This is a genomic window from Stenotrophomonas nematodicola (genome assembly GCF_009467805.1).
In the GTDB taxonomy this organism is placed as follows: domain Bacteria; phylum Pseudomonadota; class Gammaproteobacteria; order Xanthomonadales; family Xanthomonadaceae; genus Stenotrophomonas; species Stenotrophomonas nematodicola.
Window position 1 is genome coordinate 13,847 of record NZ_WIAY01000008.1, and the last position, 12,701, is coordinate 26,547.

General features: G+C 69.3%; 10 protein-coding genes. 7 read left to right on the forward strand and 3 right to left on the reverse strand.

Annotated features, from left to right (window positions below):
* Positions 1–32: 32 nt before the first annotated feature.
* Positions 33–2,693 (forward strand): sensor histidine kinase, encoded by a 2,661-nt coding sequence (locus GDJ08_RS17850; protein WP_136006808.1) that lies wholly within the window; start codon positions 33–35, stop codon positions 2,691–2,693.
* Positions 2,674–3,393: a response regulator transcription factor gene (locus GDJ08_RS17855; RefSeq protein WP_082316455.1), complete on the forward strand. Its 720-nt coding sequence runs from the start codon at positions 2,674–2,676 to the stop codon at positions 3,391–3,393. The genes GDJ08_RS17850 and GDJ08_RS17855 overlap by 20 nt, the downstream gene beginning before the upstream one ends.
* A gap of 58 nt (positions 3,394–3,451) precedes the next feature.
* Here GDJ08_RS17855 and GDJ08_RS20255 read toward each other — a convergent pair whose 3' ends face one another.
* Genes GDJ08_RS20255 through coaBC form a run of 3 tightly spaced genes read right to left on the reverse strand, consistent with a single transcriptional unit; the run spans position 3,452 to position 7,536 of the window.
* Complete coding sequence (locus tag GDJ08_RS20255) at positions 3,452–5,794, reverse strand: phosphomannomutase/phosphoglucomutase (RefSeq protein WP_153165409.1); 2,343 nt, start codon at positions 5,792–5,794, stop codon at positions 3,452–3,454.
* 15 nt (positions 5,795–5,809) lie between these two features.
* Positions 5,810–6,283, reverse strand: coding sequence for a dUTP diphosphatase (gene dut / locus GDJ08_RS17865; RefSeq protein ID WP_017357444.1), 474 nt, complete (start codon positions 6,281–6,283; stop codon positions 5,810–5,812).
* A complete protein-coding gene (coaBC, locus tag GDJ08_RS17870) occupies positions 6,280–7,536 on the reverse strand; it encodes a bifunctional phosphopantothenoylcysteine decarboxylase/phosphopantothenate--cysteine ligase CoaBC (RefSeq protein ID WP_153165410.1) in 1,257 nt (418 codons plus the stop codon). Before coaBC ends, dut begins: the two co-directional genes overlap by 4 nt.
* A 342-nt stretch (positions 7,537–7,878) precedes the next feature.
* Here coaBC and radC point away from each other — a divergent pair, with 342 nt between their 5' ends.
* The 5 genes from radC to GDJ08_RS17895 all read left to right on the forward strand — a co-directional run bounded on the left by radC (position 7,879) and on the right by GDJ08_RS17895 (position 12,633).
* Positions 7,879–8,577, forward strand: coding sequence for a RadC family protein (radC, locus tag GDJ08_RS17875; RefSeq protein WP_037591786.1), 699 nt, complete (start codon positions 7,879–7,881; stop codon positions 8,575–8,577).
* Positions 8,578–8,724: 147 nt separating this feature from the next.
* Entirely contained in the window at positions 8,725–10,413 is a 1,689-nt protein-coding gene (argS, locus tag GDJ08_RS17880; RefSeq protein WP_153165411.1) for an arginine--tRNA ligase, read from the forward strand.
* Positions 10,414–10,431: 18 nt separating this feature from the next.
* A complete protein-coding gene (locus GDJ08_RS17885) occupies positions 10,432–11,313 on the forward strand; it encodes an SPOR domain-containing protein (protein ID WP_136006801.1) in 882 nt (293 codons plus the stop codon).
* A 109-nt stretch (positions 11,314–11,422) separates the two neighbouring features.
* Entirely contained in the window at positions 11,423–12,205 is a 783-nt protein-coding gene (locus tag GDJ08_RS17890) for a helix-turn-helix domain-containing protein (protein ID WP_153165412.1), read from the forward strand.
* 71 nt (positions 12,206–12,276) lie between these two features.
* Positions 12,277–12,633 (forward strand): VOC family protein, encoded by a 357-nt coding sequence (locus GDJ08_RS17895; RefSeq protein WP_017357045.1) that lies wholly within the window; start codon positions 12,277–12,279, stop codon positions 12,631–12,633.
* Positions 12,634–12,701: the final 68 nt, after the last annotated feature.

Genomic DNA, 12,701 nt, shown 5'->3' on the forward strand with positions numbered 1-12,701 from the left:
TGCGTACCGTTGCAGGCGCACAATCGCCACCCATGAGCGACTCCCGTACCCGCCAGGCCGATGCCCTGGTCGAAGGCCTGCAACGCGAAGCCGGCGGCAAACTCACCGTGTTCCTGGGTGCCGCGCCCGGCGTGGGCAAGACGTTCAGCATGCTCAGCCGCGCGCACGAACAGTTGCGTCGCGGCGTGGACGTGGTGATCGGGCTGGTGGAAACCCACGGGCGCGCCGAGACCTCGGCGCTGCTGGACGGGCTGCCGCAGGTGCCGCTGAGGCAGTGCGAATACCAGCACGTCGCGCTGCTGGAGATGGACCTGGATGCGATCCTCGCGCGCCGTCCGGCGCTGGTGCTGGTGGACGAGCTTGCCCACCGCAACGCGCCGGGCAGCCGCCACGAACGGCGCTGGCAGGACGTGATGGAACTGCTGGAAGCGGGCATCGACGTCTGGACCACGGTCAACATCCAGCATCTGGAAAGCCTCAACGACGTGGTCATGCGCATCACCGGCGTGCGGGTCGGCGAGACCGTTCCCGATGCGGTGCTGGACCGCCTGCATGACATCGTGCTGGTGGACCTGCCGCCGCGCGAGCTGATCGAGCGCCTGCAGCAGGGCAAGGTGTACGTGCCCGAACAGGCGGCGCAGGCACTGCAGGCTTTCTTCTCTCCGGCCAACCTGACCGCATTGCGCGAGCTGGCCATGCAGGAGGCGGCCGACCGGGTCGACAGCAGCCTGCGCGAGACCCGCGCCGCGCGCGGCGAAGGCAACCTGCCGCTGCGTCGCCGCGTGCTGGTGGCAATCGATGGCGGCGGCCAGAGCGAGTACCTGGTGCGGGTCGGGCGACGCATCGCCGAGCGCCGCGATGCGCCCTGGACGGTAGTGACCGTACAGGGCCGCCGCCAGGATGAGGAGACGCGGCGCGAAATCGATGCCGCGTTCGCGCTCGCGCGCCGGCTGGGAGGCGAGGCCGAGCTGCTGCACGGCAACAGCATTGCCGATGCGCTGCTCGACCATGCCGCGCACAACAGCGTGTCCACCCTGGTGCTGGGCCGCACCCGCGAGCGGCCGGTGGCACGGATGCTCAACCGCACCCTCACCCAGCAGTTGATCCAGCGCGGCGCGCATTACGAGATCACCATCATCGGCACGCCGCAGGCCCGTGCCCGCGCACGCCGCTCCGGGCTGGCCATCGCCAACCGCAGCGCCGGCCAGGACATGCTGCTGGCGGTGGGCGCCACCACGCTGGCGTGCCTGGTGGCGCTGTTCGCCGAGCGCTGGGTGGGCCTGTATGACCTGTCGATGGTGTTCATCGTGGCGGTGGTGATGGTGGCCGCGCGCAGCCGCACCAGTGCAGCAGTGATCGCCGCGGCGCTGTGTTTCCTGGCGTACAACTTCTTCTTCATCGCCCCGCGCTTCACGTTCGCCATCAGCGCGCGACAGGGCGTGATCACCGTCTTCCTGTTCCTTGCCGCCGCGCTGGTCGCCGGCCGCCTGGCCTCGCGCCTGCGCATGCAGGTCGTGGCGTTGCGCGCGGCCAACCGGCATGCCCATGCGCGGCAGGCGCTGGGACGCGAGCTGACCCGCGCACCGAGCAACGAGCAGGTTGCCCAGGCCGGCCGGGAAGCGCTGGAGCAGGCCCTGGATGCGCCGGCGTGGCTGCGCATCGGCCAGGACACCAGCACCAGTGGCAGCGCCGCGCCCGGTGACACCGACCTGGCCGCCGCGGACTGGGCTTTCCGCCACGGACAGCCCAGCGGCCGCTTCACCAATACCCTGGCCGGCGCGGAGTGGTGGTTCCTGCCGCTGCTGGATGGCGAGGACCGCGCGATTGGCGTGGCCGGCATGCGTTTTCCGCGCACCACCGCGCGGCTGGCGCCCGAGCAACGCCAGCTGGCGGCGGCGATGGTGGACGACATCGCCCAGGCAGCGCTGCGCACGCAGCTGGTGGCCGACCTGGAAACCGCGCATGTCAGCAACGAGACCGAGCGCCTGCGCTCGGCGCTGCTGTCGTCGGTATCCCATGACCTGCGCTCGCCACTGGCCGCGATGATCGGCTCGGCCGACAGTCTCTCCAGCTATGCCGACGCGATGGACGCCACCGACCGCCGCGCGCTGCTGGACACCATCCTGATCGAAGGCGAGCGGCTGGACCGGTACATCCAGAACCTTCTGGACATGACCCGGCTCGGCCACGATGGCCTGAAGATCAATCGCGACTGGATCGGCGTGGATGAACTGGTCGGCTCGGCCGCACGCCGCCTGCAGCGCTACCAGCCCGAGGTGCAGCTGAAACTGGACATTCCCGCCACGCTCGCGCCGATCTGGGTACATCCGGCGCTGGTTGAGCAGGCGGTGTTCAACGTGATGGAAAACGCGGCCAAGTTCTCCCCGCCCGGTGCGGCGGTGGAGGTGCAGGCACGGCTGGTGGAGGGCGAGCTGCGCATCGATGTGCTCGATGCCGGACCGGGCATTCCCGACGAGGAACGCGCGCGCATCTTCGACATGTTCTACAGCGTGGAACGCGGCGACCGGGGGCGCCACGGCACCGGGCTGGGCCTGACCATCTGCCAGGGCATGATCGGCGCGCATGGTGGGAGCGTGCAGGCGCTGCCGGGGCGCGATGGACGCGGTACCCTGATCCGCATCACGCTGCCGCTGCTGCAACCTCACCCTGCCGATGACAACGACGACTCCTGACCCCTCTTCCGGCGTGCCGCCCGCACGTGTGCTGGTGATCGACGACGAAGCGCAGATCCGCCGCTTCCTCGACATCAGCCTGCGCGCTCAAGGGTATGTGGTCCAGCAGGCCGCGACCGGCCAGGATGGGCTGGCGTTGCTGGCCACCGGCGGCAGCGACCTGGTGATCCTGGACATCGGCCTGCCGGACATGGAAGGCCACGAGGTGCTGGCCGAGCTGCGCCAGTGGAGCCAGGTGCCGGTGATCATGCTGACCGTGCGCGCCGGTGAGGCGGAGAAGGTGCGGGCGCTGGACAACGGCGCCAATGACTACGTGACCAAGCCGTTCGGCACCCAGGAGCTGATGGCCCGCGTGCGGGCACTGCTGCGTTCGCGCACGGTATCCGGCGACGGCGCCCTCCCGCATTTCGACGACGGGCACCTGCACATCGACCTGGCGCGCCGCGAGGTGCACCTGGACGGCGTGCCGGTGGCGCTGACGCGCAAGGAATACGCGCTGCTGTCGCTGCTGCTGCGCAATGCCGGGCGCGTGGTGACCCAGCCCCAGATCCTGGCGGAGATCTGGGGACCCACCCACCAGCACGACACGCACTACCTGCGCATTCTGGTCGGCAAGCTGCGCCACAAGCTGGGCGATTCCGCACTGGACTCGCGCTATCTGTTTACCGAACCGGGCGTGGGTCTGCGGTTCAAAGGGTGATGGCCGACCACAGGTCGGGCATCACCCGGCAGGTACCGACCGCCGGCCGGTACACCGTCTAGAAACCCAGCTCCACACCCGGCAGCAGCGGCTGCAGCTGGGCGCGGAACAGGGCCTTGATCCGCTCCAGCGCCGCCTCGTCGTCGGCCTCGAAACGCAGCACCAGCACCGGCGTGGTGTTGGATGCGCGCACCAGGCCCCACCCGTCCGGGAAGTCCGCGCGCAGGCCATCGATGGTGGACAGGCGCGCACCGATGAACGGCGACTCCTCCCCCTGCGCGGCCGATACGAACAGCGACACCAGCGCATGCGGCGTGCCCGATTCGACCGGCACCTTCAGTTCCGGCGTGGACACGCTGTCGGGCAGTTCCTCGAATACCTCCGACGGCGACTCATCGCGCTGGGCCAGGATTTCCAACAGACGCGCGGCCGCATACAGGCCGTCATCGAAGCCGAACCAGCGTTCCTTGAAGAAGAAGTGCCCGCTCATCTCGCCGGCCAGTTCGGCGTCGGTCTCGCGCATTTTGGCCTTCATCAGCGAATGGCCGGTCTTCCACATCAGCGGGCTGCCGCCATTGCGCAGCACGTAGTCGGACAGCTTGCCGCTGCACTTCACGTCGTAGATCACCAGCGCACCCGGGTTGCGCATCAGCACATCGGCGGCGAACAGCATCAGCAGGCGATCTGCGTAGATGATCTTTCCTTCACGGGTGACCACGCCCAGGCGGTCGCCATCGCCATCGAAGGCCAGGCCGATGTCCGCGTCAAACCGCTTCACGGTCTGGATCAGGTCATCCAGATTGCGCGGGTCGCTCGGATCAGGGTGATGATTCGGGAAGGTGCCATCCACATCGCAGTACAGGGGAATGACGTCGGCACCGATCGCCTCCAGCAGCGGCTGGGCCAGCTCACCGGCCACACCGTTGCCGGCATCGGCCACGACTTTGAGCGGGCGGTCCAGCTGCACATCGTCGGCGATGCGCTGGATATAGTCGGCATTGACCTCGCGGGTCTGGAAACTGCCCGGCTCGGCGGCGACATGCAGCTGGCCCTCGCGGATGCGCTGGTACAGCTCGGTGATCGCATCGCCGGACAGCGTCTCGCCGCCCACCACGATCTTGAACCCGTTGTAGTCCGGCGGGTTGTGGCTGCCGGTAACCGCCACGCAGCTGCCGGCGCGCAGGTGGTAGCTGGCGAAGTACACCACCGGCGTGGGCGCCAGGCCGATGTCGATGACATCGCAACCGGCGCGGCGCAGGCCTTCGATCAGCCCGGCGGTCAGATCCGGTCCGGACAGACGGCCATCGCGGCCGACCACGATCTCGCGCAGCCCCTGTACCTGCAGCACCGAGCCGATCGCCTGGCCGATCAGCGCCGCCACCTTCGGTGTCAGGTCGCGGCCGACCACGCCACGGATGTCGTAGGCGCGGAAGATCTCCGCGGCAATGTCCTCGGCCGGTACCTGCGGCACCGGCGGCGGCGGCGTTCCGCTGCCGGCAGCCGGGACGAGCGGCGCCTGTTCCAGGCTCTCGCGCAGCGTGGGGCCCTCGCCCTGCTCATCGGTGCCGGCAACGCGGCGTCGCGGCAGCTGCACCTTGCCCTTGCCGAGCAGCAGCAGGCCGGCCATCGCCAGCAACAGCAGCGCCACCACCCCGCTCGGGATCGGGCCCAGGCCCATCGGGCCCGGCTCCACATCCGGCACGGCGGCGGCCAGGCGGAACCCGCTTGCGCCGATCGGCCGTGCCAACGCTTCGGCACCGCCCGCCATCTCGCTGGCGCCCTGCTCGATCACGTTGAAGGTGCCCTGGCGCAGCGCCAGGTAGCCGGCCGACGGCACCTGCACGGCATCGAAGGCGCTGGTCAGGCGCAGCAGCGGCTGGCGCACGTACACCACCGCCGGCGTCTGCTGGCCCAGCGTGACCCTGCTGGCCAGGCCCAGCCGCTGGCCGCCGGCATCGCGCACCACGCGCAGCACGGTCTTGCCATCATCGTCGGCAAGGGCCGCTTCAAGCAGCGCCAGGCGCGAGTAGCCAAAGGCCTTCGGGTCGGCGTAGGCCGCATCCAGGCCGGCGTCCAGCACCTGCACCTCTTCCACGCCCGGCCAGCCTTCGCGGATGGCCACGGCGCTGGCCTCGGCATCGCCGCTGGCCAGGGCCGCACCCACGCGCTCGCTCTTGAGCACCTTCTGCAGCTGCGCCGCCTGCGAGGTCAGTGCTGCCTGCAGGCCCTGCACCACGGCATCGCGCGATGCCTCCAGCGTCTGGCCCACCGAGGCCTGCCGCCACTGCCGCACACCGCTGTAGCCGAACCAGATCGCCAGCAGCACCAGCGCACCGGCCAGCAACGGTGCCGAGCGTCCGATCGCCAACGGTGACTGTCCTTCCGCCTTCGCCTTGCTCATGGATGCTTTCCCCTGTCAGCGCACCCCGGTATGGCCGAATCCACCCGTTCCCCTGGCGCTGTCGCTGAAAGTATCCACTACCTGCAGGCCCACGCGTGCAATCGGCAGCACCACCAGCTGCGCGATGCGATCGCCCGGCTGCAGGGTGAAGGGTTCGCGCCCCCGGTTCCAGGCGCTGATCAGCAGCGGGCCCTGGTAATCGGCATCGATCAGCCCGGTACCGTTGCCCAGCACGATGCCGTGGCGATGGCCCAGCCCGGAGCGCGGCAGCACCACGGCGGCCAGGTTCGGATCGGCGATGTGGATGGCGATGCCGCTGGGAATCAGCGCCGTGTCGCCCGGTTGCAGGGTCAGCTCGGTTTCCAGCGCCGCACGCAGATCCAGGCCGGCGCTGTGTTCGGTGGCGTAGGCCGGCAGCGGCCAGGTATCGCCGAAGCGCGGGTCGAGCAACTTCACCTGCAGCGGCTGCAGGGTGGAATCGATGGTCATGCGTGCAACCTCTGGGCAATCAGGGACAACAGTTGTTCGGCCAGCCGGGCCTTGGAGGTACCGGGGAACGCCTGCTCCCCACCCTGCCAGTACGCGGTGGCGGCGTTTTCATCGCTTTCAAAGCCACCGTTGCTGATGCCCACCTGGTTGGCGATCACCAGGTCCAGGCGCTTGTCCACGAGCTTGCCGCGCGCGTACTTCTCCACGTCGTGGGTTTCGGCGGCAAAGCCGACCACCAGCTTGAGTGCATTGGTCTGCGCGGCCACCTCGGCCAGGATGTCCGGCGTGCGCACCAGCTCCAGCGTCAACGTCTGGGTACCGGCGGTCTTCTTCAGTTTCTGCGGGGCCACCTGGCGCGGGGTGTAATCGGACACCGCCGCCGCACCGATATAGATGTCGGCCGGCAGCGCGCCCAGCACGGCCTCGCGCATCTGCGCGGCCGAGCGTACGTCCACGCGCTGCACGCCCGGCGGCGTGGCCAGGTGCACCGGGCCGCTGACCAGCACCACCTGCGCGCCGAGGCGCGCGGCGGCGGCGGCAAGCGCATAGCCCATCTTGCCGCTGCTGCGGTTGCCCACGTAGCGCACCGGGTCCAGATCTTCATAGGTCGGGCCGGCGCTGATCAGCACACGCAGGCCCTTCAATCCGGCGGTTTCCGGATCGGCGGCGGCAGGCGCCTGCACCTGCGCCAACGCGGCCACAATGGCGTGCGCTTCGCTCAGCCGTCCCGGGCCGGATTCGCCTTCCGCCAGCGGGCCGTCTTCCGGGCCGATCACCTGGGCGCCGCGCTCGCGCAGCAGGCCGATGTTGGCCTGGGTGGCCGGGTGCTGCCACATCCGGTGGTTCATCGCCGGGCACACCGTCAGTGGCGCGGTGGTGGCCAGGCACAGCGTGGTGACCAGATCGTCGGCATGGCCGTGCGCCAGGCGTGCCAGCAGGTCGGCGGTGGCCGGGGCGACCACGACGCGATCGGCCCAGCGGGCCAGCTCGATGTGGCCCATCGCCTGCTCGGCCGCGCTGTCCCACAGCGTGGTGCGGGTGGGTTGGCCGGACAGCGCCTGGAAGCTCAGCGGCGTCACGAACTGCTGGGCACCGGTGGTCATTGCCACCTGCACCAGGGCACCGGCATCGCGCAGGCGTCTCACCAGCTCAAGCGATTTGTAGGCAGCGATGCCGCCACCCACGCACAACAACAGCTTCTGGCCTTGCAGCGGGCGCGCGGACGCCGGAGAAGCCTGGGGGGAGTCAGCCACCTGCGGATTTCCTGTCGAACTGAGGCGTTTAGCTTACCCGATGGGGTGTGGGGGGCTCATGCCCCAGGGGCATGAGAGGGGTGTTTATGGTCATGAGGGAAGGACGTTGACGTGGTGGTCAGCTGGCTGGCCTTCCTTGGCTGGGGGCGCGTGGCCAAGGCGCACGGTGATGAAGGACGCCATGCGCGGGATGCGCGCCTGCGGATGGAACAGACCGGGGCCCAAGCGGGCGAGTACACGGGCAGTGACGCAGTGCTGCGGCAGCGGATTGCCGGCATTTCCTACGCGAGCGCGGGGCCGCCGCTTATGGGCTCCCGCCGTGTTCGGGCGGACACTGCCCACATGGCAATCAAAGATTGGCTCGAACAGGATCGGCCCCGTGAAAAGCTGCTGACGCGTGGCCCGGCGGCGCTGTCGGATTCGGAGCTCCTGGCACTGTTCATCGGCAAGGGCCCGAAGGGCTCGAACGCGGTCGAGAGCGCCCGTCTGCTGCTGGACGTACACGGCCCCTTGCGGCGCCTGATGGACCTGGATGCCAACACGCTCAAGAAGCTGCCGGCCCTCGGCCCCGCCAGCGCCTGCAGACTGATCGCCGCGCTTGAGCTGGCGAGCCGCCATCTTCTTGCCCAGCTCGAGCGGGGCGACAGTCTGTGCGACCCGGCGTCGGCGGGGCGCTACTTTCAGCACCGGCTGCGCTCACGTCCGCACGAAGTGTTCGCCGTCCTGTTCCTGGACACGCGCAACCGGACGGTGGCGTACGAAGAGCTGTTCTCCGGCACCATCGATGCAGCAGCCGTCTACCCCCGTGAAGTGGTCCGCCGTGCCCTGCTTCACAACGCCGCGGCCGTGATCGTGGCGCACAACCACCCGTCCGGGCATGCCGAGCCCTCCTCGGCCGACCAGCTCATCACTGCCGAACTGCAGCAGGCATTGGGCGTGGTGGGGGTGCGGCTGCTGGACCATGTGGTGGTGGGGGACGGGCCGCCGGTGTCGATGGCCGAGCGCGGCTGGATCACGTCGGGCCGGCGCCGGGGGAGCTGAACGGACCGCTGCGCGGGGCCGCCCTGCCAGGCGGTCGAACCGGTTGCGTGGGACGTTCCCCGCCCTGCTCTGTCCCCGTTCAATGGATCGGGGCGGCTTCTGGGCTAAAATTACCGATTCCGCCGCTCCAGTCTCAAAGCAGGCCTTGTGAAAAATCTCCTCCGCGCCCTGATCAGCCAAGGCATCGAAGCCTTGCGCGCCAACGGCACTCTGCCGCCCGATACCCTGACCCCGGAATTCGTGGTGGAACGCCCGAAGACCCGTGAGCACGGCGATTTCGCCACCAATGCCGCGATGCTGCTGGCCAAGCCGGCGCGCAGCAATCCGCGCGCCCTGGCCCAGGCGCTGCTCGATGCGCTGCCCCAGAGCGCCGATGTGCTGCGCGTTGAGATCGCCGGCCCGGGCTTCATCAATTTCCACCTCGCCCCCAGCGCCTACCAGCGCGAAGCGGCCAGCGTGCTGAAGGAAGGGGCCGATTACGGCCACAACCTGAGCGGCAACGGCCGCACCGTGGGCGTGGAATACGTCTCGGCCAACCCGACCGGCCCGCTGCATGTGGGCCACGGCCGCGCGGCGGCGATCGGCGACTGCCTGGCCCGCCTGCTGGAAGTGAACGGCTGGAACGCCAAGCGCGAGTTCTACTACAACGACGCCGGTGTGCAGATCGAGAACTTGGCGCTGTCGACCCAGGCCCGCGCCAAGGGGCTGAAGCCCGATGACGCCGGCTGGCCGGAAGCGGGCTACCGCGGCGACTACATCGAAGACGTGGCCAAGGCCTATCTGGCCGGCGCCACGGTGGAGCTGGAAGGCCATTCGGTGGTGGGCGAGCGCGACCCGGACAACCTGGACGCGATCCGCCGCTTCGCGGTGGCCTACCTGCGCAACGAGCAGAACCAGGACCTGGCCGCGTTCGGGGTGGATTTCGACATCTACTTCCTGGAAAGCTCGCTGTACAAGGATGGCAAGGTCGAAGAGACCGTGGCCCGGCTCAATGCCGCCGGACACACGTATGAGGAAGGCGGCGCGCTGTGGCTTCGCTCCACCGACTTCGGTGACGACAAGGACCGCGTGATGCGCAAGTCCGACGGCACCTACACCTACTTCCTGCCGGACGTGGCCTACCACCTGAGCAAGTGGCAGCGCGGCTACGAGCGCGCGATCACCGAGCTGGGCGCAGACCACCACGGTTCGCTGGCGCGCGTGCGCGCGGGCCTGCAGGCGCTGGACGTGGGCATTCCCAAGGGCTGGCCGGAGTACGTGCTGCACCAGATGGTGACGGTGATGCGCGGCGGCGAGGAAGTGAAACTGTCCAAGCGTGCCGGCAGCTACCTGACCCTGCGCGACCTGATCGAGGAAGCCGGGCGCGACGCGACCCGCTGGTTCCTGATCGCGCGCAAGCCCGATTCGCAGCTGACCTTCGATATCGACCTGGCGCGCCAGCAGAGCAACGACAACCCGGTGTTCTATGTGCAGTACGCGCATGCCCGCGTCTGCAGCCTGCTGCGCCAGGCGCAGGAAAAGGGTCTGGCCTACACGGCGAGCGAGGGACTGGCCGGGCTGACCACGCTCAACGACGACGCGTCGCTGTGGCTGATGATCGAAATGTCGCGCTTCGCGGAAGTGGTGGAAGCGGCCGGTCTGGCACTGGAACCGCACTTGATCGCGCAGTATCTGCGTGAATTGGCGCACGCGTTCCACACGTGGTATCACGGCACGCAGGTATTGGTAGCCGACGATGCCGAGCGCAATGCCAAGCTGACGCTGGCCTGCGCCGCGCGCCAGGTCCTGGCCAATGGCCTGAACATCCTGGGCGTTTCCGCCCCGGAAAAAATGTAAGCAGTGGAGAAGCAGTAAATGGCAGCACGACGCGGCAAGAGCCAGGCACGACGCAACAGCAATCAGGGCACGCCGGGATGGGTGTGGCTGGTCGCCGGTGTGGCGATTGCGGCCGTGGTGTTCCTGGCGGCACCGAACCTGTTCAAGAGCGACGGCGACGGCTTCCTGCGGGTGGGCCCGCAGCCCAACCCGGCGGCGCAGCCGGCGCCGGTGAGCGATGCCGAGACCGACGTGGGCAGCGAACTGCCCAAGCCGGGTGCGGCCAAGCCTGCGGAACCGGCCAAGCCGCCGGCCACGCAGTACGACTTCTACACCCTGCTACCCGGCAAGGAAGTGGAAATGTCCGATGCGGAGCTGGCTGCCAGCGCGCGCGCCGAAGACCAGCGCCGCGCGAAAGCTGAAGCGCAGCGCGCACAGGCGGCGCTGGAAGGCCGTCCGGTGCCGGCTGCGCCGGCGACCACGACGGCGTCTCCTGCAGCGGCTGCCGTGGCCACCACCGCACCGGCCACGACCAGCCCGGCCCCGCTGCCGGCGCCGGTCAGCGAGCGTCCGGCGGCCAGCACCGCGCCGGCCACCGCGCCCGCGCCAGTGGCAAGCACGACCCCGGCCGCACCGAAACCGACGGCCACCGCCCCGGCGACGGCCGCCGCCGAACCGGCCAACAGCAACGTGCGCTACATCCTGCAGGCGGGCGCGTTCGGGGCCTCCGGCGATGCCGAGGCGACGAAGGCCAAGCTGGCGATGATCGGATTGGCGGCACGCGTGGAATCGGCGCAGATCAACGGCAAAACCGTCTATCGCGTGCGCATGGGGCCGTATGGCAGCGCCGGCGAGTTGGCCGAGGCCAAGCAGAAGCTGGATGGCACCGGGCTGCAGGCGATGGCGATCAAGGCGCAGTAACCGCGCGCGGGTGTTCCCACGGGCATTCGAAACGCCGGCCGCAGGTCGGCGTTTCTTTTTGTGCGAGGCGAACGATGGCCCGCACGCGCCGCTGCGCTATCGTCGGCACATGCCATTTACTTCTGACCCTGCTGACCCTCCCGGCATTGCCGGCGCCACTGGCCGCTACCGTGAATGGACGCCGCCGGCCGGGCTGCAGGGCGACTTCGGCCAACTGTGGCGCAGCGATCTGCCGGTGGATCACGGCGGTGACGTGGCGGTGCTGCCCGACGGCTGCGTGGACGTGCTGTGGCGCGATGGCCGGCTGTACGTGGTGGGGCCGGATGTGGTGACCGCCCACCCGCAGCTGACGCCCGGTGCGCAGGTGCTGGGCGCACGCTTCCGGCCGGGCGCCGCATGTGCCTGGCTGGGGCTGCCGTTGTCGGAGATCGTGGGAACGGCGGTGGAACTGGATGCCGTGCTGGGCGTACGGGCACGGCGGATGGCGACGCGGTTGAATGCGGTCGGCGACGCCGACGCCCGCCAGCCCCTGTTTGCACGGGAACTGGCGCTGCTGCCGCGCAGCGCGCGCGCTCCCCATCCAACGGCGGCGGCGGTATTCGCGCAGGTGCGGGGCGGTGGCACGGATCTGTCCGCCTTGGCGACGACGCTGCAGCTGAGCACGCGCAGCCTGCGCCGTCTGTGCCACGCGCAGTTCGGCTATGGGCCGAAGATGCTGGAACGCATCCTGCGCCTGCAGCGGCTGCTGGCCCTGGCACGCGCGCGACCACGCGATGGACTGGCGATGCTGGCGCTGGAGGGCGGCTACGCCGACCAGTCGCACTTGAGCCGGGAGGTACGCGCCCTGACCGGGATCGGGGCGGCCGCGCTCTGCGCCCGGTGGCGTGACTGACTGGCCGTTTTGTTCAATACCGCTACGCTGCGACCGGCGATGCTGGACCTTCCTTCACCACGAGACCCTCCATGAGTAATACACACGGCAACGACCGCCGCATCGACAACATCGAATTCAACGTCGGCGATATCGCCCGCAGCAAGGCGTTTTACGGCACCGTATTCGGCTGGACATTCACCGACTACGGCCCGGCCTACACCGAGTTCAACGATGGGCGCCTGTGCGGTGGTTTCACCACCGGCGAGCCGGTGGTGCCCGGTGGCCCGCTGGTGATTCTGTACGCCGACGATCTGGCAGCCACCCAGCAGCGCCTGGAAGCGGCCGGCGCCATCATCAGCAAACCGGTATTCGCCTTCCCCGGCGGGCGACGCTTCCATTTCCGCGACCCGGACGGCTACGAGCTGGCGGTGTGGACGGCAGCATGACGCCAGCCCGCCACGGGTAGAGCCGACCGTTGGTCGGCTCTCCCGGAGGAGCGCGCAGGTGCCCTGGC